Below are 25125 nucleotides of genomic sequence, written 5' to 3'. Positions count from 1 at the left end.
CTACACCTCCACATCATACTGTTCATAATCTTTACGCAGTGGATGGCCAACCCAATCTTCTCCAAGCAGGATCCGATGTAAATCGGGGTGTCCTTTAAATTTAATTCCTAGTAAATCGTATGCTTCACATTCAGGCCAGTCCGCGCCGGCCCATAGTGGCTGCAAGGATTCGATTGTTGGTTCATCTCGGTCAATCTTTACTTTCAACGCCACCGATTGCCGGTTTTTGTATGAGTATAAGTGAACATAGACTTCCATATGTGTTTCAAAATCTGTTCCATGCAGCTCTGACAGATAATCAAACCCGAGCAGCTCATTATATTTTAAAAATTGAGCTACTTTGAAATATGTATCATGCTTCGCCACAAGTGTCGGAACATCTTTGGATAGTTTATTAATATAAGAATCTTCTAAAACATCCGGACCTATGTGTTCTGCAATCACTTTTACATACTTATCTAAGTATGGCTGATTGACAGATGGCTTCACTTCAGCTGCCGGTTCAGCTGCGGCACCTGTCTTCCCGCCCGCTGCTGCTTTGGCTTTGGCTGCTGCTGCTGCTTTTGCCTTCGCTTTTGCGGCTGCGATGGCTTTTGCCTTTTCGTCATCGCCGCCTGCATCTGCATCGGTTCCGCTTGCTTTGGCCTTTGCTTTTGCTGCCGCTGCTGCTGCCGCTTTTGCCTTTGCCACTGCGGCCGCCTTTTTCTTCGCCAGGTCGTCGTTATCATCTGCTTGTTCGGATGAGGCTTCTTCAGCTGGTGCTGTACCGCCCGTAAGTTCCATCGCTTTGCGTTTCGCTGCTGCCGCAGCTTTCGCCTTTGCCACTGCGGCCGCCTTCTTCTTGGCTAGGGTCTCGGCGTCATTTACCGAAGCAGGTTCCGCGGCCTGCGTTGGTGTTTCCTCAGCAGGAGGCTCTTCTTCCGTGATTCCTTCGCGTTTCTTTTTCGCTAACGCTGCCGCTTTTGCCTTCGCCGCTGCGGCTGCCTTTTTCTTCGCGAGTTCATCAGCGTCATTTGCTGAAGCAGGTTCCGCGGCCTGTGTTGGTGTTTCCTCAGCTGGCGCCTCTTCTTCCATGATTCCTTCGCGTTTCTTTTTCGCTAACGCTGCAGCCTTTGCTTTCGCCGCTGCGGCTGCCTTCTTCTTTGCGAGTTCATCGGCGTTGCCCGCACTCGCAGCTGCGGCCGGTGCTGTTGCCTCTTCCGGTGCCGGTGGTGGTGCTGATCCGCCAGCCTCTTTCGCCTTACGTCTTGCTAAAGCTTCAGCCTTTGCCTTTGCGGCCGCCTCTTTCTTTAATTGTTCAAGATCCTTCTCCCCGCTCATCGGTTAGATCACCTTCTTCCCTGTCTTCGCTTCGTAACGAATTTTATCCTTTAACTTATTGATTCCGTATATTAAAGCAGCAGGGTTAGGCGGGCATCCTGGGATATAGACATCCACCGGAACAATCTGATCGACTCCTTTAACAACGGAATACGATTTTACATACGGTCCGCCGGCAGTCGCACATGAACCCATTGCTATCACCCATTTAGGCTCCGGCATTTGGTCATATAAACGGCGTAAGATCGGTGCCATTTTTTTCGTCACCGTACCAGAAACAATCATACAATCGGATTGCCGAGGTGACGTACGGAAAATCGTCCCAAACCGGTCAAGGTCATAGTTCGCTCCCCCTGTGCCCATCATCTCAATCGCACAACAAGCCAGACCAAATGTCATCGGCCACAAAGAATTACTCCGTGCCCATGCCTTAATTTGCTCCAGCGTGGCAAAAAATACATTTCGTTCTAACTCTCTTATTTCATCCGGTGTGAAATCTTCTAGTCTTAAATCCATCGTAACACCTTCTTCTTCCAAGCATACACTAGGCCAAGTAAAAGCATCGCCACAAAAATTAACATCTCGACGAGCGCAAAAATCCCCAGATTATCATAAGCAACCGCCCATGGATATAAAAACACTGTTTCTACATCAAAAATAACAAACATCAGGGCAAAAATATAATAGCGGACATTGAACTGCACACGCGAATCGTGAAATGGCTCAATACCGCTTTCATATGTGGTATTCTTCTCATCGCTCGGATTATTCGGACGCAGAAGTTTCCCAAAATATAACGCCACCACAGGCAGCAGCACACCAAGACATAGGAACACAAAAACTATCAGATAATTATTCTGATATACATTAAGTTCCATGTCTATCCCCTCCAATGTTGTAAATTTTCATACTAATTAAATATGTAACCGAATTCATTATAGCACTGTTACAAACCCGTGTCGACAAACCAACTTTATAAAAAATTGTATTTCTATCGCCGCGACAATTTCCCATTTTTAGCCTCGTGAGAGCACGCTCTCAAAAGAGGCTAAAAATGGGAAATTTCGCAAGCTGGAGCGACAGCGGAAGCGTAATGTGCTTTCTTCACATGGGATAGAAATACAATTTTCACACTAAACTTGTCTTAAGACACAGGTGCCTCCCCCTTGAGCGTTTGCGTGATCTCGCTCGAGAAGCTCCCCCGAAAAACATCAGAGATGACGCAAGAGCGAACCAGCTAGACTAATCAAAAGTGCTCGCTTTCGATGCACGTGATCTGGAGCGTCAGCGGAAGATGACGTGCCTAAAACAGGGTTCTCAAGAACCCCAGTAACCCTACTAAAATTATCGACAACAACCACTATTTAACAGTAATTTCCGCTCTTTTGTCTGTGAGATTTGTCATCAAATGTTCACTTTTCTTACTATTTTTAAAAAATAAACAAAAATCACTCTTTTTTATCAAAAAATGACACAAACTGTTATATTACTAGAACATCTTCTACACTCATCCTTGAGCCCAACTAAATATAAGCATATCCCCTATCATCATATGCAAAATTGTCCTCATCATACCACCTACAAGAAAACTGAGACTTTATCACCAGCGCACAAATAACTTTAAAAGCCAGTCGCAAGACTGGCCGAACAAATATCTTCCTTTAACCCTAATAAGAGCACTCATGGAGACAAAGAAGAGAGTTTCAACCTAGTATTTGTCCTCATGACGGCTTCATGAAGACAAAAAGGGGAGCTCCCACCCGGTATCCGTCCCCATGACCGGTCCATGAGAACAAGAATATGCATTCCTTCATAGATTCTGTCCATATCAAAGCTCATAATGACAAAAAGAGGGCTCCGACCTGGTCCTGTCCTCCATCCCTCTTTTTCAAAAAGAGAGAGCGTTTCCATAAAACACTCCCCCTGACAACCTATATACCTTTCGCCATCTTAGTATTACCGACCTTATACCCCTTTCCAATCATCTCCTGAACAAGATGAACGGTCACATAGGCATGCTCATCCACTGCATAAATCAAATTCTTCAGCTGAACAATTTCCTGCCTATTTATCACGATATAAAGCACATCCTTATTATCACCGGTATAACCGCCGCGTCCCTCTAAGACCGTAATCCCTCGTGATAACTTATTCGTAATCGCATCCAATACCAATTCAGATGAATTAGAAATAATCAGGACAGCGACCTTTTCTTCTAGCCCTTCCACGATAAAATCAATCGCCTTAGCGCCTAAGTAAACAGCAATCAACGTATACATCGCTTTCCCGAGCCCAATGATAAACACCGAGCCGGCCACTACGATAATATCAATCGCCAAAATACCCTTCCCCATACTCCAGCCAAGAAACTGGTTGGCAAGCCTCGCTAAGATCGTTGTCCCGCCCGAGGTTCCCCCGGCACGAAAAATAATCCCTAAGCCGCCTCCCACCAATAAACCGGCAAAGATGGCCGCTAATAACGTGTCATTCGTTAACCGTTTTCCCGTTTCCTCGGTAATAAATAAAAACAAAGAACATGAAAAAATGGAAAATAACGTATAAATAATAGCTCTTTTCTCCAAAAACTTCATTCCTACCAAAACAAGCACCGTATTAAGGACAAAATTCACAATCCCAGGCGACCAGTGGAACAAATAGTGAAAAATGATCGTTAAGCCGATAATCCCGCCTTCTGACAACAGATTTGGGATTGTAAAATAGTTAATACCAATCGAAAAAATAAACGAACCCAGCAAAATGTATAAACAATCTTTGAACGTTTTTCTCATCGCGCTCAACTTCCCCATGTCAAATTCCGAATTTCTTTTTAAAACTATTGCTGGAAGATGAATTTATAGCTATCACCTAAAATATACTGTTTCCCGCGATGGACAGGCTCGTCGTTTTCATCATAAACGGTCGTTTCCATATAAAATAGAGGCTCTCCGCTTGAAGTATTGAGTAATTGCACTTCATCTTCTGATGCCCGGACAATCTCCAATGTCGTCTCCCAGGAACCACGAGGCTTAATATTCAGCTTTTCTTCAATTACTTTATAGACGGAACCCTCTAAGTCCTCATTCAGTAAGATATGGAACCTTTTATAAGAGTAATAATTGTTTTCAATCATAATCGGAGAATCGCCAGCATAGCGGACCCGTTGAATAAATAACAGGGCATCCCCCTCTTCAAGCTGCAACAGCTCTTTATCTCTTGCCGTTGGCTGAACAATTTCCTTTTTAATCACTTTACTGCTCGCTGTCAGGCCATTCGCCTTACAGGCATCACTAAAGCTTAAAAAGTGAACAATCTTTCGCTCAATCTTCCTTTTGTTAACAAACGTCCCTTTGCCCTGACGCTTTACCAGGAACCCATCTTCAACCAGCTCAAGAATCGCCTTTCTTACGGTAATTCTGCTGATTTTATATTCTTCACTTAATTCTGCTTCCGTTGGGATTTTATCTCCATACTTTAATTCCCCATTCAAGATGGAGCTGAGAAGTGATTCCTTTAATTGAATATATAAAGGAATCTGGTCATCCTGTTTTAACACATCAATCACCTGCCTAATTTTCTTATTAGCAAACAATATAGGGAGGAAAGCCCCCTCCCTTTAATCACTAGTTCCACCTGCTGTTTTTTCTATTGTTACTTTCAAGTATATATAAATAATTTCCAGCTATCAATTTGTTTTAATCGGCTAACACTTCTGAAAGCACGTCCAACGTCCGTTCCATCGACTCATCCGAGTTCTGCACATATTGATAGGATGTGCAAAGACCTGCGTTTTTGCTAAACAGTCGCCTGGGCCTATTCGTGATCTTTGACATTTCCCATCCCCTTCACTTCACCCTGTTTTAAAAAAAAACAAAAACTATCTAATTTTACTAAGATATTCAAAGTTAATATAACATTATAATATGTTATGAGTCAATTTGATATTAGTGTCTATTAAAATATAAAATTTAATTTTCAAAAGAGATTGACAATTTGTATCATGTATAATACTATAACATTATATAATGTATTATTATATGTTAGACCAAACAGTCCTAAGGAGGAAAAATGAATGGTAAACTCACAAGTAGTTGTAGATCCACAGGTAAAAAATGTGTTAGATGCTTTGAAAGGGCGCACAATTAACCATGTATACTTTGTTGCATGCGGCGGTTCCTCTGCTATCATGTATCCGAACAAATATATCATGGACCGAGAAGCAAAAAACATTCCTTCTGATGTATACAGCTCCAATGAATTCATTCATCGCAACCCTAGAAAACTTGGCGAAAATTCTCTTGTCATCTTGTGCTCGATGTCAGGTACCACTCCTGAAACCGTAAAGGCTGCTGAATTTGCCCGTCAAAAAGGAGCATTAACAGTTGGTTTCACAAACGAACCAACCTCCCCGCTGGCACAGGAAAGTGAATTCGTTGTTAAATACGAATGGGGCGCTGAATCCGTTGCCTTCAATACCAACTTAGGCTTGCTATATCAACTAACGATGGGTGTATTAAACGTCCTAGAAGGAAACGATAAATTTGACAAAATGGTTAATAGCTTATTCAATGCCCAGACCGCTTTTGAAAAGGCTGGCAAGCAATTTGCAGATCGTGCCCAACAATTTGGTCAATCATACAAAGATGAAAAAGTGATCTATACAATGGCAAGCGGAGCCAACTATGGAATAGCCTATTCCTACACTACTTGCATCCTTTTAGAAATGCAGTGGATTCACTCCAACGCCATTCACGCAGGTGAATACTTCCATGGTCCATTTGAAATCATTGATGAAGAAGTACCATTTATTATTCTACTTGGCTTAGATGAAACACGTCCACTAGATGAAAGAGCATTAGATTTTTCAAAAAAATACGGTAAAAAACTTGTCGTGTTAGATGCAAAAGAGCTTGATTTAGAGGGCATTGACGAAGAGTTAAAAGGTTATATCGCGCCACTTGTCCTAAATTACGTTCTCCGCCGCTATGCAGAACAATTAGCTGATGCTCGTAATCACCCGCTTTCAAAAAGAAGATATATGTGGAAAGTAGAATACTAAAATGAAATCGCTCCCTAAGCCTTAAAGACTTAGGGAGTTTTTTTTATAAGCGTAATAGAAGAACCTGTTCTACAAAGAACAGGTTCCCCTTGCCTTAGCCAATCGTAATCCGTTTCGCACGCTTTTTCCCGTGGCCGAAGGCACCAAAGCGCTGGCATGTTTCAGACGCTGCCGCCGCACCCTTTTCCATCGCCTCCTCGGCGATCCCAGACAAGACATATTCTTTTAAAAAGATCGCTACAAAGGTGTCACCTGCACCCAGTGTATCGACTACCTCTGTCTCTACGATTCCTTGCTTAAATAACTGTTTTGAATCGGAGAATAAAGATCCTTCCGAACCTCTGGTCACAATAATATTCGGTGTCCCAAGCTGGTGAACACGCGCGATTAATGCTTCACACTCAACGTTTGTTAAGTCGCCGCCAGAGAAAATTGCAAATTTTATATAGGGGCAAACAAGCTCTAAATAGTCCTCATCGTATTTCGTTGAAAAATCAAATGAGATATCAATATACTGCTGCAATAATGGCAATTCTTTTTCTAAATGGCTGAATACGCTTGTATGCAGCAGCGAGAAAGTGCTGATAAACGCCAGTTCAGATTCAGTAAAGTTCAATTTCAGTTCTTTCTGAACACCACCTTTATTCGAGCCGACAAACTTACGGTCGCCCTGCTCATCCAACGTAACAACAGCTTCTCCCGAGGGTCCGAACACTTTCCTTACCCGGGAAACATCAATTTGTTCCTGTGCTAACGAGTTGACAATATGCTCGCCCTCTTCGTCATTCCCGACAATCCCAATATATGAAACTTCCTCTACACCATAACGCTTCCAAAAAACAGCTACATTGACGGCATTCCCGCCGGGGAACATTTCTTCCCGATCCTCATAATAATCAACTACATTATCTCCAACCGCTATTAATCTCATAAATTGTCCCTCCCATTAGTGAATAAGGGAAAGATATCATCTTTCCCTTACGCCTTTTAATATGCTACTGTCCGGTAATATCTTCGAATCTCTAACGAGTGATTCCGTTTATCCTCAAGGTGAACGCTAAGTCTTTGCAGAAGAGTAGACGTAACAATTGGTGATAAATACTTTCTAAATTCCAAACTGATTCCCTCTAGTGCATAGTCTGTTGTATCAAGCACAGTCAATTTCTTCGTATACTGTTCAGCAAACCGCTCAACACGATTCATTAGTGGACGAGTTTCATCTTCCCCTTTTAATAGAATCATGCTTGTATCTTCTTCAACCAACTCTAATGTGCCATGGAAGAACTCCGCCGCATGGATGGATTTTGTTTTAATCCATTGCATTTCTTCCAATACACACATCGCATAAGAGTAGGCACGGCCCCATGTGGTTCCTGAACCAACCACCATATGGTATGGCTCATCCTTATAAACAATGGCAAACGCTTCTGCTTTAGACTCGAATTTTTCTTTTGCCTCTATTAACCTTTCTGGAAGTATTTCAAGCTGTGCGGCAAATCTTTCATATTCAGGGAAATCGCCATTTTTATGCATCAGTCTAAAAATAAGGTGGAAGAGCACCAATTGATTGGAATCACTGGCAAAATCATTCTCTGCAAAGTTGACTAAGGGGAAGTCTACAATGTCAGCAAGCGGCTTATTGTACTCACCAGTTATGCCAATAGTCGTCGCTCCTCTTTCTTTACAGTATTTTGCTGCGGCAACCGTCTCCTCTGTCGTTCCTGATAGAGAAGATAGAATAACTAGTGACTCTTCACTTAACTGTTTATGATTTTGTAGAACAAATTCTGCGGCGATTTCCGCATAGGCTGGAATCGTAGATGTTGAGTTCACCATATATTCGAATGGATAGAAGGTTGCCACTGCCCCGCCGGATCCGATTAAAAAAAGGTTTTTAAACCCTTTTTCATAGATTTTATCTACTACTCTTTCAATTTCTTCTCTCAGCCCGATGGCTCCACCTGTCACCTTTAAATACTTTTCTCTGCTAAAATTCAACATTGCGTCCACTCCCCATTATTATTTTTATAAAAATTATCCCTTCACACTTCCCTCGGCTAAGCCGCGGACAAAGTATTTTTGCATCATGAGGAAGATGGCAATCAGCGGAATGGCGGAAATAACCAAACCAGCCATCAATACGCCCCAATTCGTACTCAAGGCACCTTTAAACACTAAGAGTCCAGAGGTAATCGGTTTAACGTCTTCTGTTTGAATAAAGAGAATCGAAAATAAAAACTCATTCCAAGCATAATAAGCGGTTAAAATTACACCCGTGAACAGAATCGGTCTGCTCATTGGCAGGAATATTTTTGTAAATACCTTAAAGCTGTTAGCACCATCAAGGTAAGCAGATTCCTCTAACTCTTTCGGGATCGATAGGAAAAAAGAGCGGATTAACAACACGGTTAAAGGAATGCGGTAGGCCGTAAACGTTAAAATCAATGCCCAGTAAGTATCAAAGATTCCCAGCTTTTGAACCAGCTCATAGAGCGGAATTAAACTGCTTTGCGGGGAAAACATCAGACCCGCTGAAACAAACAAGAGCAGGAACTTGCCGCCTTTGATTTGAAAACGAGTTAATCCATATGCACACAAGGCACTTACTAACACCGTCAACAAACAGGTCCCGCCCGTGATAATCAAACTGTTCATAAAGTAGCTGGAAACCCCTTGTTCCCAAGCTGTTGTATAATTTGAAAAGAGCCACTCTTTTGGAAGTCCCCAGCTGTCGTTAAAAATGGCAGCGGTCGTTTTAAAGGAGTTGATGACCATCCAAAACAATGGATAGGCAATGGCCGCAAAGTAAAGGAGTAAAAAGAGAAAGATCAATCCGACAACAATTGAAAAGCCAGATTTGCTTTTAGTAGACTTCAAGTTTACATTGACAATTTTTCCAAGCTTTCCATCTTGTCTTACTGAATCTCCCTGTGATTCCACCAGCTTCATTTCTACTCCTCCCCTGTTTTTAAGAATTTATTCTGTACAAAATAAAAGATAAGTGTGATACCAAGAATCACGTTTGCGATCGCTGAAGCGAAGCCTGGTTCATTATCAATAAACGCTTTTTGATAGAGATATGTACTAAAAACCTGTGATGAGTTCCCTGGACCACCACTCGTTAATACATATACTTCACTAAAAACTAAGAACGAGCCAGTCACTGTATAGATTAATAGAACAAATGTCATTTCTTTTACTTGTGGAACAGTAATGCTGAAGAATGTACGAATCTTCCCGGCCCCATCGATGGTAGCCGCTTCATATAATTCTCCTGGAACCTTCTGCACTGCTAACACATACAACATGACCGCATATCCAATACTTTGCCATTGAGAGACAAAAATGACTGCATAAATCGCTGTTTTGGGGTTGCCCAGCCAGCCCTCTGCCAAATCCCCTAGTCCGATCAGTCGTAAGAAACTGTTTAGCAGCCCTACTTCTGGATTGTAAATAAAACTAAACAAGATTCCGATGACCGTCATTGAGATGAGAACCGGGATGAAAAAGGTTGTCCGGAAGAAGGTAGAAAATCTCCTGAAAATCTTATCTTCCAGTACCGCTGCAATCACTAACCCAAGACCAACCTGCATAATCACAGAGATCACCGCGTATAACATATTGTTTTTTATCACTGTGTAAAAAACAGGATCTTTAAAGAGTCGTAGATAATTATCTAGGAAAACAAAGCTTCTATCTGATGTAAATGGGTTCCATTCATAAAAGCCATTTACGACATTTCGAACTAATGGGTAGTATACAAATAAAGCCAGCATAATTAAGGCCGGTGCCATGTAAAGAATTGGGACCATTCGTGTTCTGCGCATCTTAACCCCCCCAAACAACAAAATCATTTAGCATTTTGCCGGTTAAAAGGGAGTTGTTGTCCCTCTTAACCGGCACCTTTGATAGATTTGTAGATACTGTTACTTGTTATACACTTGTTTTGCTGCTTCTTGAACACTCTTCATAACATCTGCAGGCTTCATTCCGCCTCCAAGCATCGTTTGTACTCCATCACCGTATGGTTTGAAGATTCGGCTGTCTAACGCACTATCAGTCCAGATCAACATATTTTTCTGTTCCTTAATTAAATCCATTGCTTTGACTTCTTCTTTCGTTGCGGTATTTTCATTGACTGCGTCAGCAACTGTACTAGCTAATCCAGTATCTTTAATTAACTTTTCGCCATTTGCTTTAGACGTCATAAACTTCAAGAACGCCATCGCTTCTTTTGGATGAGTAGATTTGCTGTGAACCATAAAGCCTTCAGGTGCGCCGATTAAACCGCCCTGATCCCCTTTTGCCCCATCAATCGTTGGTACCTTAAATGTATCCCATTTAAACGTTGCATCTTTCATATACGTAATTTCCTGTGTTTCTAGGAATGTGATTGCTGCCTTCCCGCCAAGGAAGAGGCCTCTTGCTTCATCGTGTGCGACTGCATTTGGGTCGTCATTAAAATATGGTCTTAATTCATTTAATTTCTTTAATGCCTCTACATATCCAGGGTCGGTAAACTTGGCCCCCTGATAGCTAAGATCTTTGTCCAGCACTTCCTTAGGAACTAAACGCTGGTTTAGAGCGGTTACATAATGAGCAGCAGCCCAAGGTGATTTATTTCCCAGGATGATTGGCGTTGTTCCATTCTTTTTAATCGTTGCCAATACGTTCATGAACTCATCCCAAGTAGTTGGTGCTTTCAATCCCAACTTATCAAATAAATCTTTGTTATAGAAGAATAGCTTGCTGTCTGTAAAAAGCGGTACTCCATAGACTTTGTCATCCTTTTTAAAGAAGTCTACTTGTGAACTGATTAATTGGTTAGACCAATCAGTGTCATCTTGATAGTATTTTGTCAGATCTAACGCCACACCATCTCTAATAAACTTTTGTCCATATTCTCCAGCCCAGCTAAAGAATACATCAGGTGGATTCTGGCTTCCTAAAAGAACATTTGCCTTTTGCTTATAATCATCGTTTAATGCGGTTACCTCTTCGACTTTAATGTTAGGATTTTGCTTTTCAAACTCGGCAATAACACTTTTAAAATAGGACTTGTACGGCTCATTTGGCCAACGGTAAAAAAATGTGATCGTAGTCTTTCCATCTTTTGATTTTGAAGTAGTGCTTTTTGAGGAACAACCGATAATTAATGACATAACCATTAAAATAATGACAGCTACACTAAACCAACGTTTCACATACATTCCCCCCAGTAAATTCACTCTCATGGCAAAAGTTTTTTAAACCGCTTTCATAAAGAACTAAACCAATATGTTTACTCTTTTTGTTCATCCTCCTTCGACCTAATCTGTCAGCGTTTATCACCTGTTGTATTATAATATATTATTACATGTTATAACGTTTATCGTCAATATCGAAATAGCTAAAACTTTCAAATAATTTGTTACAAAATGCTAACTATTCCCTGCGGCATGTTTCGACACCCGAAATTAGTATCGTACAATATTTCTTTATTAGTATAAAATATCATAATAACCGCTTTTCTAATAGTCAAAAAATTATATAATGAATAATTATATCCCTTGACCCATCCATTCTAGAAAATAAAAAAACCCCTCTTGGTCTCGACCAGAGGGGTTTTCATAACTATTATAATCTTTTTTCCGATACGGCGAGGCGATTGATGGCACGCTGCAAGGCAAGCTCAGCACGTTTGAAATCAGTGTGCTCAGCACGCTGCTCATGCATACGCTGTTCGGCACGCTCCTTCGCTCTTAAAGCACGTTCCACGTCAATATCAGAGGCTAATTCAGCTGATTGCGCCAAAATAGTCACCTGATCAGGACGGACCTCTAAGAATCCACCGCTAACCGCGACATATTCCGTCTTTCCACCCTTTTTCAACCGAACTGCACTAATCTCAAGCGGAGCAACCAACGGAATGTGACCAGGCAAAATTCCCAGCTCACCACTCTTAGCTTTGGTACTAACCATCTCTACTTCAGAATCATACACCGGGCCATCGGGAGTAACAATACTGACTTTTACCGTCTTCATTTTTTACCCTCCTGGCAAACTTTAAGCTTCTACACCCATGCGTTTTCCGGCCTCAACCACTTCTTCAATACGCCCAACCAAACGGAACGCATCTTCTGGAAGATGATCATACTTACCTTCAAGGATCTCCTTGAAACCTTTAACTGTTTCTTTAACAGGAACATAAGAACCTGGCTGGCCAGTGAACTGTTCTGCAACGTGGAAGTTTTGAGATAAGAAGAATTGTACACGACGTGCACGGTGTACGACTAATTTATCATCATCAGAAAGTTCATCCATACCTAGGATCGCAATGATATCCTGTAGTTCACGATAACGTTGTAATGTTGATTGAACTTGACGTGCTACATTGTAGTGCTCTTCACCAACAATTTCAGGTGACAATGCACGAGAAGTTGATGCAAGAGGATCCACCGCTGGGTAAATACCCATCTCAGAAAGCTTACGCTCAAGGTTTGTTGTTGCATCCAAGTGGGCGAAAGTAGTAGCCGGAGCCGGGTCAGTATAGTCATCGGCTGGTACGTAAATCGCTTGGATTGATGTAACAGAACCTACGTTAGTAGATGTAATACGCTCTTGTAATTTACCCATTTCAGTTGCAAGTGTCGGCTGGTAACCTACCGCAGATGGCATACGGCCAAGTAGCGCGGAAACCTCAGAACCTGCTTGTGTGAAACGGAAGATGTTATCCATGAAGAAAAGAACGTCCTGTCCTTGCTCATCACGGAAATATTCAGCCATTGTCAAACCAGTCAAGGCAACACGCATACGTGCTCCTGGCGGCTCGTTCATTTGTCCGAATACCATCGCGGTTTTCTTGATAACGCCTGAATCTGTCATCTCGTGGTAAAGGTCGTTTCCTTCACGAGTACGCTCACCTACGCCGGCGAATACAGAAATACCACCGTGCTCTTGAGCGATATTATTGATCAATTCCTGGATTAATACGGTTTTACCTACACCGGCACCACCAAATAGTCCAATCTTACCACCCTTAATATATGGCGCAAGAAGGTCTACTACCTTAATACCAGTCTCTAAGATTTCAACCTCAGTTGAAAGATTTTCAAAAGTTGGTGCTTCGCGGTGAATCGAATCACGGCGTGCACTTGCAGGAATTTCTTCCGCAAGGTCAATTGCCTCACCCAAAACGTTAAATACACGGCCAAGTGTTACATCCCCAACCGGTACAGAGATTGGCTTACCAGTATCTTCAACTTCCGCATTACGAGTTAAACCGTCAGTGGAAGACATCGCAATCGTACGAACTGTATCATCACCTAAATGCAGGGCTACTTCAAGGGTTAAGTTGATCCCAACTTCTGACGCTGTGTTTACAATTTTTAATGCGTTATGGAGTTCAGGAAGTTGACCGCTTTCGAACTTAACGTCAACAACCGGACCCATAATCTGAAGAACGCGTCCTTTGTTCATCATGTTCCCTCCTAACTTACTCTTTCTTAAAATAGAGCCGGAAATGAACGATTCATTCCCAAGACTACTTCTATCTCGGACCCTAGCAAGGGTTCTTTTTTAAAAATAAACTTTGATTACTATCCAGCTCCAGCGCCTAGGGGCTCGAGGTTATAAGCCAATCCGTCGAGAAGGTTAAAGAACAACCTTCCCGCCGGCTCGTCTTATACTTGTCGCCCCTGGTCAAGGCGCTTCCGCTTTTCTTATTCAAGTGCCGCCGCACCGCCAACGATTTCCGTTATTTCTTGGGTAATCGCTGCCTGACGGGCACGGTTGTAGCTTAATGTATAGGAATTGATTAATTCTTTCGCATTATCCGTTGCGTTTCTCATTGCGGTCATCCGTGCGGCGTGCTCACTTGCTTTACTGTCAAGAAGTGCGCCGTATATTAAGCTTTCCGCATATTGAGGCAGGAGAACTTCCAAAATTTCTTCCGCAGATGGCTCAAATTCATAGGAGGTGAGCTTGCTAGAAGTGGTTAAATCCGTTAATGGTAGCAGCTTCTTCTCGGTTACCTCTTGAGAAATTGCACTTATATAATGGTTGTAATAAACATATAATTCATCAAAGGTTCCGTCCTCAAACATCCCGACAGTTGAACTGGTTAAGTCTTTAATGTCGCTAAAGTTCGGCTGATCGGATACCCCGACGATTTCCAGCGCTACGTTCATCCCGCGCTTTGTGAAAAAATCACGGGCAACACGGCCAATCGTAATGATGGCGAACTCATCGTTCGATTTATGACGGCTTTGGATAGTCTGATTCACACGGCGGATGACGTTACTGTTGAACGCACCAGCAAGACCCCTGTCAGATGTGATCACAATATAACCGGTTTTCTTAACAGGACGTGCTTTTAGCATTGGGTGATTAACCCCTTTAGAGCCAATTGCAATCGACGCTGTTACTTCTTGCATTTTCTCCATATAAGGTACAAATGCTTTCGCATTCATAACTCCACGGTTCCATTTAGCAGCCGAAGTCATCTCCATCGCTTTGGTGATTTGACTCGTCTTTTTGGTTGAAGTAATACGCTGTTTTATATCACGTAATGAAGCCATAGGTTCTCACCACCCTCATTCAAAGAATGTCGGTTTAGGCAATGCGGCCGACCGCACGCCCAAACCTTTCAATATGTCAGACCCTATTATTCGGAAACTGCAAACGTCTTTTTGAAGTCGTTGATTGCAGAAGCCATATCCTCATCAGAAGGAAGATCCTTCGTTTTGGTAATATGGTCTAACAATTCTTTGCGGTTGTGGTCTAACCAGTTATGGAATTCAGATTCAAAGCGGCGAACATCCTGTAATGGAATATCATCAAGGAAACCGCGTGTTAATGCATAAAGGATTGCAACTTGCTTTTCAACAGTAAGCGGCTTGTGAAGATCTTGCTTAAGAACTTCAACCGTACGAGCACCACGGTTAAGCTTCGCTTGTGTTGCTTTATCAAGGTCAGAACCGAACTGAGCAAATGCTTCTAATTCACGGTATGAAGCAAGGTCAAGACGCAGTGTACCCGCAACCTTCTTCATCGCTTTGATTTGCGCCGATCCACCAACACGTGATACAGAAAGACCTGCGTTGATCGCCGGACGAACACCGGAGAAGAAGAGGTCAGATTGTAAGAAAATTTGTCCATCGGTGATGGAAATAACGTTTGTTGGAATATAAGCAGAAACGTCACCCGCTTGTGTTTCAATAAATGGCAATGCTGTGATCGAACCAGCGCCAAGAGTGTCGTTAATTTTCGCAGCACGCTCGAGCAGGCGGCTGTGCAGATAGAATACGTCCCCTGGATATGCTTCACGGCCTGGAGGACGACGTAGTAACAAGGAAAGCTCACGGTATGCAGCAGCCTGCTTAGAAAGATCATCGTATACGATTAATACGTGCTTGCCGTCATACATGAATTCTTCACCCATCGCAACACCTGCGTATGGAGCTAAATATAAAAGTGGTGCTGGCTGTGATGCAGAAGCTGTTACAACGATTGAGTAATCCAATGCGCCATATTTACGAAGGGTTTCAACTGCGTTACGTACTGTTGATTCCTTTTGACCGATGGCAACATAGATACAGATCATGTTTTGGCCTTTTTGGTTTAAGATGGTGTCGATCGCAACAGATGTTTTACCTGTTTGACGGTCACCGATAATTAATTCACGTTGACCGCGTCCGATTGGAACAAGCGCGTCAATCGCTTTAATACCTGTTTGAAGCGGCTCATGAACGGATTTACGAGCCATAACGCCAGGAGCTACCGCTTCAATTGGGCGAGTTTTCGTTGTATTGATTGGCCCCATGCCATCAACTGGTTGTCCTAATGGATTTACAACACGTCCGATTAGCGCTTCCCCAACTGGAACCTCCATGATGCGGCCTGTACGGCGAACCTCGTCACCCTCACGAATATCTGTGTAAGGTCCAAGGATGATAATACCGACGTTATTTTCTTCTAGGTTTTGTGCCATACCCATAACGCCGTTTGCAAATTCAACAAGTTCTCCTGCCATGACATTGTCGAGGCCATGAACACGAGCGATACCGTCACCGATTGAGATAACTGTACCAACATCACTCACTTGAATTTCTGCCTGATAGTTTTCAATTTGTGATTTAATCAGGGCACTGATTTCTTCAGCTTTGATGCTCATGAGTTTCACCCCTATCTATGATACATTGCTATTTGATTTGAAACATTCAACTTTTAGAATTGTCTAGCTCCAGCGCCTAGGGGCTCGGGGTCATAAGCCAATCCGTCAAGAAGGCTCGTCTTATGCCTGTCGCCCCTGATCAAGGCGCTTCCGCTTTTATTATTAGCTTAACAATTTACGTTCTAAACGATCTAACTTGCCGCGCAAGCTGCCGTCATAAATTCGATTTCCAATGCGAAGACGAATTCCGCCAAGCAGATTGGAATCGACGATATTTTCAATTCTTAGTGATTTTTTGCCAATTTTCGCAGCGAATGTCGCAGATAATGCCTCGCGTTCAGCATCCGTTAATTCACGTGCGCTGTACACTTCCGCTTCTGCGATTCCCATTGCTTCATTTGCCAATTCAAGAAACTGGTCGGTTACTTCGACAATTTGGTCCTCGCGATGACGATCAATTAAGAGCAGCACCGTATTAAGGACATACATATTCACTGATGCAAAAGCATTTTTCACAATCTCTTTTTTCTTATCAATCGTAAGCTTTGAAGATTTAAGAACAGCTTTTAAATCAGGATTGTATTCCAAGACTTCCTTAACTACACGAAGGTCCTCTTCTACTTGACCTATAATCTGCTGTTCATTAGCAATTTGAAAAAGAGCGGACGCGTAGCGTTTTGCTACCATAGTGTTGCTCATCGTCCTTCTCCTGCCTCTTTAATATATTCGTTAATTAGTGCATCTTGGTCTTGTGCTGTTAATTCCTTTTCAATCACTTTAGAAGCAATTAACACAGACAAGGAAGCAACCTGTTCGCGAATGGCAGCAACAGCTTTTTCCTTTTGCTGCTCAATTTCAAGCTTGGCAGCTTCTTTAATGCGCTCTGCTTCAGCCCGAGCCGTCGTGATGATTTCTTCACGCTGAAGATCGCCTTGCTTCTTTGCATTTTCAATTAAATTTTGCGCGTCACTACGTGCTTCTTTTAAAAGATTACGCTGCTCTTCAATAAGTTTTTGCGATTCTAGACGGCCGTTTTCAGCCGCAGTAATTTCATTAGCGATATGCTCTTCACGTTGTTTCATAATGCCCATTAACGGACCCCACGCGAATTTTTTAAGCAATGCTAACAAAATGATAAATACGATTAGCTGGAAGAAGATATCTCCAGTATTAATGTGGCCGCTATGTTCGCCGGCTTCAGCGGCAGTGGCCAGTACAAAACTGCTAGTTAACACCCTGGGTTCACTCCTTTCAAGAGTTGCTAAACACGTTTTGAGAACAATCAACGGAATCGAATAAACATAAATGAATGGCGAAGGATTCGGTTATCTTCGCCACCTGGAATTTTCCAATTCTATCGGTTTAATACCATGAACGCAATAACTACCCCGATAATAGGTAGGGCTTCAACTAACGCAACCCCGATGAACATTGTAGTTTGAAGCGTACCACGTAATTCAGGCTGACGTGCTACACCCTCTACTGTACGTCCTACGATAAGACCGTTACCAATACCTGCACCAATTGCTGATAAACCAATTGCGATCGCTGCTGCTAAAATACCAATTGAACCTGTCATTTCTGTTTTTCCTCCTTAAATGTATGAAAACATAATATTTTTTTGTTTTTGTTCATGAGTATGAACGATTATTTTAATGGTCATGACTCACTTTGTGAGACATGTAAACCATTGTTAACATGGTAAAAATGTAAGCTTGGATAGAGCCGACAAACACAGAGAAACCTTGCCAAACTAATGTTAACGGTATTGCGGCAATGGTACCCGCAATTCCTTGGTGGGCTAATCCGCCTGCCAATAGTGATAATAGCAATTCACCTGCGAAGATGTTACCGTAAAGACGCAGACCAAGTGTTAATGTGTTCGCGAATTCCTCAATAATCTTTAACGGAAATAAGAATTTCATTGGGCTGAAGAAGGTTTCTCCATATCCCTTGACACCTTTTAACTTCACACCATAAAAATGGGTTAAACCCAAGATCATAACAGCGAGAGTTAACGTGATGATTGGGTCAGCTGTTGGTGATTTCCACCAAAGTGTTCCATCAATCACAATTGAAAACGGCAAACCTAACATATTGGATACAAAGATATACATGATGAGTGTGATTCCAAGGATATGAAATCTTCCCCCATCCTTCCAATCCATTGTGCTATTGATGATCCCTTTTACAAAGTCCATCACCCATTCAAAGAAGTTCTGCATCCCTGTTGGTTTCATAGCCAGTTTACGGGTAGAAAGAACGGCAATTAGAAAAACAATGACACTTGCTACAGTGATCATCAGGATATTGGCGCCATTAAACCATAGACCCAAGAATTCAAACTCAGGAGCTTTATGTTCCATATGTACTCACCTCACTTCCCCTTCATTTATGTTGATGCATTGCATTGTAAAAATAATCTATCATAATGACAATATAGGATGTCATTAGTCCTATCACATAAGAAAAAACATTAAAATATTCCGGGTACTTCAAGGCGATTGCTGCTCCAATACCCGCTGTCGCCATCCTTGATAAGGAGCCTAGAGACCGGGGCTTTTTCCCCTCTGATACTTGTTTATCAAACTTCTCAGTCTTCCTTACCAGGAGTAAAAGGTTAAGAAAACCAAAGCATGTCCCTAAAACCAATCCTAAAAAGATCGTATGGTACGTCGTGAAGCCCCAGCCAAGAACATATATGGCCAGCAAGTAGAATATCCATTTCTTTTGCCTGTTGTACATGACTCTGAAATCTGGCATTATTATTTATCTCCTGAATAGAAATGGCGAATTGAAAGAAGCATAGAATAAGTTCCCGCTGCCAGTCCCAAAAGCAATCCGATTATTAAGAAAATTGGTTCGGTACTCCAGTGCCGATCCAGCCATCTGCCGGCAAAAATACCTATGAGAATGGAGCCAACTAACTGGGAGACAATCGCGGACATTAACGCCATTGCTTGGAATGGGTTGCGGTTATTTTGACGCATATGATCACATCCTCACACTGGAGAGAATGTCAAAGGGCAAGTGACAAATACATTCCATAGAAACTATCTTTATATAGATAAATTGACATGAAAACCCTATCATTGACACCCTTTGTTAGCATACAATAGCCACTTGTCAATGTCAATGAATTTACGTGAATTATACCACAATCTACTATTAATAATTTCTGAATCTTTGACACCTTTGTTAACACTTTAATTGTATTGTAAAATTTGAATAATTTTAGGCTAATTTGTGTCTATTTTGTGAACTTTTAATTGAATTTTAATCTAATTCTCATAAATTATTATTTTTTAACACCTGTTTAAGTGCTCTCTTTGGTCATTTTTTAGATAATAAAAGGCTGGAGTGCGCTATCACCCCAGCCTTGGATCTATTCATCCTTCTTTTCGATCATGATCATCCTCTCGATAAAATCCTCTTTACCTGCCTTTTTCGCAAAAACCTTTACTAGATAAGTACCTGACGCCGGCAGCTGCTCTTTCGGGATGATCTTACGAAGCTGCCCCTTTTTCACATTTGTTTCCGTATCTAAGAAGCCGACAAACCGGTAATCCTCCGGGTTAAACAAGGCAATGCCAAACTCCTCAGCCCCACCTGGCAGGTACACCTCATAGCGGTATTCTCCAGGCCTGTCGCCATACACAAAATCAAAGCCCATCACCCTCGGATATCCCGGCTCCTCAAGTACATACAGATAAGGGATTTGAATCAACTCCGAACCTGCCTCGAGCTGGAGAAAACCATCATGGATCTTCCGTTTAAAAACTTGCGGGTCTATTTGTAATTCGATGGTAATTTCTTTAGACTCCCTCGGTCCGAGCGTAAAATATAACGGAAACCGCCAGCTGACACCTTCGACTTGGTGCGGAATTTTAAAAGAATAGCGCTGCGTTTTCTCACCCGTATTTTCTATTTTCAATATGGCCTTATGGCTATTGTTCTCCTCGGTATATTTCCCAAAGCGCAGGCTGCTTGGGGATACGAGCGACGTGGTCTGAATGGCGTCATCTACCTGAATGCGGCCAGCCCCCTGCTCATACGTGCGGTATAAGGCGGTATTGTTTGGTCCGATTGGTTTGGCCGTATTCATCAACGCTGCCTTAATCTGCGCCGGCGTCCACTCCGGGTGCGCCTGCTTAATTAACGCACAAGCCCCCGCCACATGCGGTGCGGCCATACTGGTGCCCTGCAGCGATAAGTAGCCCCCTGGAATCGTCGAGTTGATAGCCACCCCCGGCGCGACAATATCAGGCTTTATTTCCCATGTCCCCGTCACAGGCCCTCGGGAGCTGAAGTCTGCGAGCCGGTCGCGCTCTTCGCTTATTAGAACCCTTGCCGCAACACTATGTTCTTCTAATCTTTTTTGTAAAATCACTCCGTCACCCTGAGCGAGTGCTCCGACAGGGATGTCCATCGGAGCATCGAGGTTGCCCATGAAGCTGCCGCTCAAGTTATTATAAATCAATACCGCTTTTACCCCCGCTTCATAGGCGTTCTTGGCTTTTTCGGTAAACGTTATCGTCCCGCGTTTAATTAGCACCATTTTCCCCTGAACATTGTAGAGGTCCTCTTTACGACCTAAGCCGCCGTCGGCTAATTCGAGCGAGCGGTCAAGTCCCCAGTTTGCTGAACCTTCCAATGGCTGGACACGCATTTTTTTCCGACTTCCTTCTATTATTAACGAAGGGATTTCCATTGTCGGCGTCGATGCCCCCACAGATATCGCCTTTGAGGCCGTGCCAGGGGAACCGACTGTCCATACATCCGGACCAGAATTCCCAGAAGCTGCCACAGCGACAATACCCTTATCAACAGCACGGTTTAAAGCGAGGGAAATCGGCAGATCAGGTCCGTTAATGTCATTTCCTAGGGAAAGGTTAACAACATCCACTTTGTCTTTGATCGCTTGTTCAATCGCGGCGAGTACCTGCTCCGTCGTTCCGCCCCCGCCAGGCCCGAGCGCGCGGTATGCGACAATTTTGGCCTCCGGGGCAACGCCTTTTATTTTTCCATTTGCCGCAATGATTCCGGCGACATGGGTGCCATGGATGGTCGCTTTGCCGACGGCGAGGGTTTCCATCGGGTCTCTGTCATTGTCGACAAGGTCGTGGCCGCCAGCATAATTGCTTTTTAAATCAGGGTGAGTATAGTCGACCCCGGTATCAATGACTCCGACAGTGATCCCTTTGCCAGTAAGGCGTTGGTTGTGATGGTCAAAGATTCGGCGCACTTCTTCCCCGCCAATGATTTTAACGCCCTCTTCTGATTCCGCCTGGTATTTAGCGACAGGCGATACAGCGAGAATGCGCTGTTGTTGACTTAGCCTCAAGATGGCCTCAGGGCTGCCCTCAATCGAAAAACCATCGAGTGCTTCCCGAAAAATCCTCCTTAGTTTTACGTCTTTATAGGGGGTGATAATTTGCTTGATTTCTTGCTCAGATTGCGGTTGTTTTAGTACAACAATCGCTACTTGTGTCGATTTTGGTATGGGCGGGTGGATGAGTACGGTTGAGGTGGTTTGTAAGGTTAGAAGGATTGATATAAGCCATTTCATTCATTGATTCCCCTTTTTCCTCTAGCGTTTTCTTTCAAAGGTGAAAGTATGCAATCGGGATGGAGAAAGTATTGCGTTGTTCGTTTTTTCACTGTTTATATCAAAACAACACCCATAAAAAAAGCCGAGCATCTCTGCTCGACTTTTTTATTTCGTACCAAATAAACGGTCACCGGCATCGCCTAGACCTGGGACGATATAGCCATGGTCATTTAATTTCTCATCTAATGCGGCGATATAAATATCCACATCCGAATGAGCTGCCTTTACGGCCTCAACGCCTTCAGGTGCAGCGATTAAACACATAAATTTGATATGCTTTGCCCCGCGCTTTTTCAAAGAGTTGATCGCTTCTATAGCTGATCCGCCTGTTGCCAGCATTGGATCAACTACGATAAAATCACGCTCTTCTACGTCACTTGGAAGCTTTATATAGTATTCAACCGGCATTAATGTTTCTGGGTCGCGGTATAAGCCGACATGGCCTACCTTGGCAGCCGGGATTAATTTTAAGATCCCATCGACCATTCCAATTCCAGCACGGAGGATTGGCACGATACCGATTTTTTTACCAGAAAGAACCTTTGATTTCGTCGGGCAGACTGGTGTCTCAATATCGATGTCCTCAAGTGACATATCTCTTGTGATTTCGAATGCCATCAGAGTTGCGACTTCGTCAACAAGTTCACGGAACTCCTTTGTTCCTGTATTTTTATCACGTATGTACGTAAGTTTATGCTGAATTAGCGGGTGGTCGAAGACGTATACCTTTGCCACAATAATCGCCCCTTTATCTAAAATTAATCATCGCCTCATTTTACAGAAAAAAAACCCATAGAGCAACTCTTGTCCATATGCTTTGAGGGACAAATAGTAGAGTGAATATTCCCTCTATGAAAGCCTCCCCGAATCGCGGTCAATAAAGGCTTGTTTTAAGTTTTTGGCGGGCAATTTATCCGGGATTTATTTTGAGCAGAAAAAAATGGTCCTCCATCTGTAAGATGGAGGACCATTTCGAAAAAATCTATTAATACTCTGGATATAGGGTGAATTTGTTTGTTAATGCTTCAACGCGTCCACGTGCCTCGTCTAGCTTAGCTTCGTCTTCATGATTTTTCAATGTGAAGGCGATGATAGATGCGATTTCGTCCATATCCTCTAAACCAAAGCCACGGCTAGTAACCGCTGCCGTACCGATACGGATTCCGCTCGTTACAAATGGGCTATTTTGATCATATGGAATCGTGTTTTTATTAACGGTAATGCCGACTTCATCCAAAACATGTTCCGCGATCTTACCTGTTAAGCCAAGGCTTGTCACATCGACCAACAGCAAATGATTATCCGTACCGCCAGATACGAGCTTCAAGCCTTCTTTTTGCAGACTTTCAGCTAGACGGCTCGCATTTGCGATAATATTTGCAGCATATTCTTTAAAGCTGTCCTGCAGTGCTTCACCGAAGGCAACAGCTTTTGCTGCGATTACATGCATAAGTGGGCCGCCTTGGATTCCAGGGAAGATGGATTTATCAATTTTCTTGCCAAATTCCTCTTTGCAAAAAATCATCCCGCCGCGAGGGCCTCTTAGTGTTTTGTGGGTCGTAGTTGTAACGAAGTCTGCGTATGGGACTGGGTTTTGATGCAAACCAGCTGCAACTAATCCAGCAATATGAGCCATATCGACCATTAGATAAGCACCGACTTCATCGGCAATCTCACGGAACTTCGCAAAGTCAATTGCACGTGGGTACGCACTAGCGCCGGCAACGATTAGCTTAGGTTTGTGAGCTAAAGCTTTTTCGCGCACATCGTCATAATTGATGCGGTGAGTGGTTTCGTCCACACCATATTCAACGAAGTTATATTGTACACCACTAAAGTTTACGGGGCTGCCGTGTGTTAAGTGGCCTCCGTGAGATAGGTTCATACCAAGAACAGTATCGCCCTGCTCGAGGATGGTGAAGTAAACCGCCATGTTGGCTTGTGCACCTGAATGTGGCTGAACGTTTACGTATTCCGCGCCGAAAATTTGCTTCGCACGATCGCGGGCAAGATCTTCGACTACATCGACATATTCACAGCCGCCATAATAACGGCGTCCTGGATAACCTTCTGCATACTTATTCGTTAATACAGAGCCTTGTGCTTCCATAACCGCTTCACTTACAAAGTTTTCTGAGGCAATTAATTCAATTTTTGAACGCTGACGTCCTAATTCCTGTTGAATCGCTTGAAAAACCTGATCATCCGCTTGAGACAAATGCTTCATCCTAAATCCCCCTTTTATATTAAACCATTAAAATTCAAAATTCGAAAATTCCTTCTTCATTCTAACATATCTTTCGGAATTTGCCACCCTAAACTCTATAAAAATAGGAGAAAAGGTGACTTCCACCATCAATAACCGAACAATAGCGCTTTCAGTGCCTGTCACCATTAGCACTACGAGCAGCTGGAATTCTCGGTATTTTTTTCATAGACGGCTCGGGCGCCGCCGATTAGTTTTGGACGGGCTTTAGCCAGGGTGACGAGGGCATGTCCGAAGCTTTTTTGCTTGACTCGGACAGGAACGGCGACGTGTTTTAGATGCATGCCGATTAGTGTTTGGCCAATATCAATCCCGGCCTCCGCCTTAATGAATTCCACGACAATCGGGTCTTCTATTTGGCCAAAAGCATAGGTTGCCATCGCACCGCCTGCCGTACGGACGGGAACAACGGAAACTTCTTCATACCCCCGCTCGGCCGCAGCTGAACGCTCCATGACCAATGCCCGGTTTAAATGCTCACAGCATTGAAAGGCAAGTTGAATTCCCGTATTATTCTGAAGATTTTTCAGCTGCCTGTAGATCATTTCAGCCACTTCGACTGTCCCTGAAGTACCAATTCGTTCACCGATGACTTCACTGGTGCTACAGCCAACAACCAGCAGCTGTCCCGGCTTTAGTGCAGCCTGTTCTTGAAAGTCCACTAAAATTGCTTCAAGCTCTATTTCCCAATCACGAATCATAAAACATACCCTTCTTTC

The 25125-nt window shown here is 43.1% G+C and carries 25 protein-coding genes; 1 reads left to right on the top strand and 24 read right to left on the bottom strand.

What is annotated here, in order from left to right:
• The 5 genes from AAHB15_RS18400 to AAHB15_RS18380 form a co-directional block, all read right to left on the bottom strand.
• Nucleotides 1–1320 carry an NADH-quinone oxidoreductase subunit C gene (locus AAHB15_RS18400; RefSeq protein WP_342043040.1) on the bottom strand — a complete coding sequence of 440 codons (1320 nt, stop codon included), beginning with the start codon at nucleotides 1318–1320 and terminating at the stop codon, nucleotides 1–3.
• A 3-nt stretch (nucleotides 1321–1323) separates the two neighbouring features.
• Complete coding sequence (locus AAHB15_RS18395) at nucleotides 1324–1836, bottom strand: NuoB/complex I 20 kDa subunit family protein (protein WP_141561107.1); 513 nt, start codon at nucleotides 1834–1836, stop codon at nucleotides 1324–1326.
• A complete protein-coding gene (locus tag AAHB15_RS18390) occupies nucleotides 1827–2198 on the bottom strand; it encodes an NADH-quinone oxidoreductase subunit A (protein WP_342043039.1) in 372 nt (123 codons plus the stop codon). The genes AAHB15_RS18395 and AAHB15_RS18390 overlap by 10 nt, the downstream gene beginning before the upstream one ends.
• Nucleotides 2199–3251: 1053 nt before the next feature.
• On the bottom strand, nucleotides 3252–4109 hold the full coding sequence (locus tag AAHB15_RS18385; RefSeq protein WP_335573573.1) for a YitT family protein: 858 nt from the start codon (nucleotides 4107–4109) through the stop codon (nucleotides 3252–3254).
• A 44-nt stretch (nucleotides 4110–4153) separates the two neighbouring features.
• Entirely contained in the window at nucleotides 4154–4909 is a 756-nt protein-coding gene (locus tag AAHB15_RS18380) for a GntR family transcriptional regulator (protein WP_335573574.1), read from the bottom strand.
• Between the two features lie 480 nt (nucleotides 4910–5389).
• Here AAHB15_RS18380 and AAHB15_RS18375 point away from each other — a divergent pair, with 480 nt between their 5' ends.
• Nucleotides 5390–6376, top strand: a complete 987-nt coding sequence (locus AAHB15_RS18375) for an SIS domain-containing protein (RefSeq protein ID WP_335573575.1) — start codon at nucleotides 5390–5392, stop codon at nucleotides 6374–6376.
• A gap of 94 nt (nucleotides 6377–6470) precedes the next feature.
• On the opposite strand, the gene AAHB15_RS18370 is transcribed toward AAHB15_RS18375, so the two are convergent.
• From AAHB15_RS18370 to AAHB15_RS18280, 19 genes are all read right to left on the bottom strand, one after another.
• Nucleotides 6471–7307, bottom strand: a complete 837-nt coding sequence (locus AAHB15_RS18370) for a PfkB family carbohydrate kinase (RefSeq protein ID WP_342043038.1) — start codon at nucleotides 7305–7307, stop codon at nucleotides 6471–6473.
• 56 nt (nucleotides 7308–7363) lie between these two features.
• Nucleotides 7364–8377, bottom strand: coding sequence for an SIS domain-containing protein (locus AAHB15_RS18365; protein WP_342043037.1), 1014 nt, complete (start codon nucleotides 8375–8377; stop codon nucleotides 7364–7366).
• Nucleotides 8378–8410: 33 nt separating this feature from the next.
• Nucleotides 8411–9325 carry a carbohydrate ABC transporter permease gene (locus AAHB15_RS18360; RefSeq protein ID WP_335573578.1) on the bottom strand — a complete coding sequence of 305 codons (915 nt, stop codon included), beginning with the start codon at nucleotides 9323–9325 and terminating at the stop codon, nucleotides 8411–8413.
• Nucleotides 9326–9327: 2 nt separating this feature from the next.
• Nucleotides 9328–10203, bottom strand: a complete 876-nt coding sequence (locus tag AAHB15_RS18355; protein WP_335573579.1) for a carbohydrate ABC transporter permease — start codon at nucleotides 10201–10203, stop codon at nucleotides 9328–9330.
• A gap of 99 nt (nucleotides 10204–10302) precedes the next feature.
• Nucleotides 10303–11580 (bottom strand): ABC transporter substrate-binding protein, encoded by a 1278-nt coding sequence (locus AAHB15_RS18350; RefSeq protein WP_335573580.1) that lies wholly within the window; start codon nucleotides 11578–11580, stop codon nucleotides 10303–10305.
• Between the two features lie 412 nt (nucleotides 11581–11992).
• Nucleotides 11993–12400 (bottom strand): F0F1 ATP synthase subunit epsilon, encoded by a 408-nt coding sequence (locus tag AAHB15_RS18345; protein WP_144566025.1) that lies wholly within the window; start codon nucleotides 12398–12400, stop codon nucleotides 11993–11995.
• 21 nt (nucleotides 12401–12421) lie between these two features.
• On the bottom strand, nucleotides 12422–13834 hold the full coding sequence (gene atpD, locus AAHB15_RS18340; protein ID WP_144566026.1) for a F0F1 ATP synthase subunit beta: 1413 nt from the start codon (nucleotides 13832–13834) through the stop codon (nucleotides 12422–12424).
• 242 nt (nucleotides 13835–14076) lie between these two features.
• Nucleotides 14077–14934: an ATP synthase F1 subunit gamma gene (gene atpG, locus AAHB15_RS18335; protein ID WP_342043036.1), complete on the bottom strand. Its 858-nt coding sequence runs from the start codon at nucleotides 14932–14934 to the stop codon at nucleotides 14077–14079.
• Between the two features lie 86 nt (nucleotides 14935–15020).
• Nucleotides 15021–16529 carry a F0F1 ATP synthase subunit alpha gene (gene atpA / locus AAHB15_RS18330; protein WP_144566028.1) on the bottom strand — a complete coding sequence of 503 codons (1509 nt, stop codon included), beginning with the start codon at nucleotides 16527–16529 and terminating at the stop codon, nucleotides 15021–15023.
• 162 nt (nucleotides 16530–16691) lie between these two features.
• Nucleotides 16692–17228, bottom strand: coding sequence for a F0F1 ATP synthase subunit delta (locus AAHB15_RS18325; RefSeq protein WP_144566029.1), 537 nt, complete (start codon nucleotides 17226–17228; stop codon nucleotides 16692–16694).
• The gene (locus AAHB15_RS18320; RefSeq protein WP_342043035.1) at nucleotides 17225–17764 is read right to left on the bottom strand and encodes a F0F1 ATP synthase subunit B; all 540 of its coding nucleotides are present in this window, start codon (nucleotides 17762–17764) and stop codon (nucleotides 17225–17227) included. The genes AAHB15_RS18325 and AAHB15_RS18320 overlap by 4 nt, the downstream gene beginning before the upstream one ends.
• Before the next feature lie 119 nt (nucleotides 17765–17883).
• On the bottom strand, nucleotides 17884–18108 hold the full coding sequence (gene atpE, locus AAHB15_RS18315) for a F0F1 ATP synthase subunit C (RefSeq protein ID WP_098527772.1): 225 nt from the start codon (nucleotides 18106–18108) through the stop codon (nucleotides 17884–17886).
• 73 nt (nucleotides 18109–18181) lie between these two features.
• Nucleotides 18182–18895 (bottom strand): F0F1 ATP synthase subunit A, encoded by a 714-nt coding sequence (gene atpB / locus AAHB15_RS18310; RefSeq protein ID WP_098527771.1) that lies wholly within the window; start codon nucleotides 18893–18895, stop codon nucleotides 18182–18184.
• Nucleotides 18896–18917: 22 nt separating this feature from the next.
• Entirely contained in the window at nucleotides 18918–19292 is a 375-nt protein-coding gene (locus AAHB15_RS18305; RefSeq protein WP_335573582.1) for an ATP synthase subunit I, read from the bottom strand.
• A gap of 2 nt (nucleotides 19293–19294) precedes the next feature.
• Nucleotides 19295–19519: an AtpZ/AtpI family protein gene (locus AAHB15_RS18300; RefSeq protein WP_144566032.1), complete on the bottom strand. Its 225-nt coding sequence runs from the start codon at nucleotides 19517–19519 to the stop codon at nucleotides 19295–19297.
• A 395-nt stretch (nucleotides 19520–19914) separates the two neighbouring features.
• Nucleotides 19915–22098: a S8 family serine peptidase gene (locus AAHB15_RS18295; protein WP_342043034.1), complete on the bottom strand. Its 2184-nt coding sequence runs from the start codon at nucleotides 22096–22098 to the stop codon at nucleotides 19915–19917.
• Nucleotides 22099–22245: 147 nt separating this feature from the next.
• Nucleotides 22246–22875, bottom strand: a complete 630-nt coding sequence (upp, locus tag AAHB15_RS18290; RefSeq protein WP_335573584.1) for a uracil phosphoribosyltransferase — start codon at nucleotides 22873–22875, stop codon at nucleotides 22246–22248.
• 250 nt (nucleotides 22876–23125) lie between these two features.
• Nucleotides 23126–24367: a serine hydroxymethyltransferase gene (gene glyA, locus AAHB15_RS18285; protein WP_335573585.1), complete on the bottom strand. Its 1242-nt coding sequence runs from the start codon at nucleotides 24365–24367 to the stop codon at nucleotides 23126–23128.
• A gap of 173 nt (nucleotides 24368–24540) precedes the next feature.
• Nucleotides 24541–25107: a TIGR01440 family protein gene (locus tag AAHB15_RS18280; protein WP_342043033.1), complete on the bottom strand. Its 567-nt coding sequence runs from the start codon at nucleotides 25105–25107 to the stop codon at nucleotides 24541–24543.
• Nucleotides 25108–25125 lie beyond the last annotated feature (18 nt).

Source organism: Bacillus sp. OTU2372, from assembly GCF_038440275.1.
Classification (GTDB): domain Bacteria; phylum Bacillota; class Bacilli; order Bacillales; family Cytobacillaceae; genus Neobacillus; species Neobacillus bataviensis_B.
This window is presented reverse-complemented; position numbering and strand designations above follow the sequence as displayed.

Bases quoted from the DNA above. Each gene is read 5' to 3' on its own strand.
- atpA (WP_144566028.1), bottom strand. From the start codon at position 16,529: ATGAGCATCAAAGCTGAAGAAATCAGTGCCCTGATTAAATCACAAATT.
- AAHB15_RS18395 (WP_141561107.1), bottom strand. From the start codon at position 1,836: ATGGATTTAAGACTAGAAGATTTCACACCGGATGAAATAAGAGAGTTA.
- AAHB15_RS18375 (WP_335573575.1), top strand. From the start codon at position 5,390: ATGGTAAACTCACAAGTAGTTGTAGATCCACAGGTAAAAAATGTGTTA.
- AAHB15_RS18370 (WP_342043038.1), bottom strand. From the start codon at position 7,307: ATGAGATTAATAGCGGTTGGAGATAATGTAGTTGATTATTATGAGGAT.
- AAHB15_RS18360 (WP_335573578.1), bottom strand. From the start codon at position 9,325: ATGAAGCTGGTGGAATCACAGGGAGATTCAGTAAGACAAGATGGAAAG.
- AAHB15_RS18400 (WP_342043040.1), bottom strand. From the start codon at position 1,320: ATGAGCGGGGAGAAGGATCTTGAACAATTAAAGAAAGAGGCGGCCGCA.
- glyA (WP_335573585.1), bottom strand. From the start codon at position 24,367: ATGAAGCATTTGTCTCAAGCGGATGATCAGGTTTTTCAAGCGATTCAA.
- atpG (WP_342043036.1), bottom strand. From the start codon at position 14,934: ATGGCTTCATTACGTGATATAAAACAGCGTATTACTTCAACCAAAAAG.
- AAHB15_RS18355 (WP_335573579.1), bottom strand. From the start codon at position 10,203: ATGCGCAGAACACGAATGGTCCCAATTCTTTACATGGCACCGGCCTTA.
- AAHB15_RS18280 (WP_342043033.1), bottom strand. From the start codon at position 25,107: ATGATTCGTGATTGGGAAATAGAGCTTGAAGCAATTTTAGTGGACTTT.
- AAHB15_RS18325 (WP_144566029.1), bottom strand. From the start codon at position 17,228: ATGAGCAACACTATGGTAGCAAAACGCTACGCGTCCGCTCTTTTTCAA.
- AAHB15_RS18305 (WP_335573582.1), bottom strand. From the start codon at position 19,292: ATGCCAGATTTCAGAGTCATGTACAACAGGCAAAAGAAATGGATATTC.
- AAHB15_RS18300 (WP_144566032.1), bottom strand. From the start codon at position 19,519: ATGCGTCAAAATAACCGCAACCCATTCCAAGCAATGGCGTTAATGTCC.
- AAHB15_RS18295 (WP_342043034.1), bottom strand. From the start codon at position 22,098: ATGAAATGGCTTATATCAATCCTTCTAACCTTACAAACCACCTCAACC.
- atpD (WP_144566026.1), bottom strand. From the start codon at position 13,834: ATGAACAAAGGACGCGTTCTTCAGATTATGGGTCCGGTTGTTGACGTT.
- AAHB15_RS18365 (WP_342043037.1), bottom strand. From the start codon at position 8,377: ATGTTGAATTTTAGCAGAGAAAAGTATTTAAAGGTGACAGGTGGAGCC.
- atpB (WP_098527771.1), bottom strand. From the start codon at position 18,895: ATGGAACATAAAGCTCCTGAGTTTGAATTCTTGGGTCTATGGTTTAAT.
- atpE (WP_098527772.1), bottom strand. From the start codon at position 18,108: ATGACAGGTTCAATTGGTATTTTAGCAGCAGCGATCGCAATTGGTTTA.
- AAHB15_RS18345 (WP_144566025.1), bottom strand. From the start codon at position 12,400: ATGAAGACGGTAAAAGTCAGTATTGTTACTCCCGATGGCCCGGTGTAT.
- AAHB15_RS18390 (WP_342043039.1), bottom strand. From the start codon at position 2,198: ATGGAACTTAATGTATATCAGAATAATTATCTGATAGTTTTTGTGTTC.
- AAHB15_RS18385 (WP_335573573.1), bottom strand. From the start codon at position 4,109: ATGAGAAAAACGTTCAAAGATTGTTTATACATTTTGCTGGGTTCGTTT.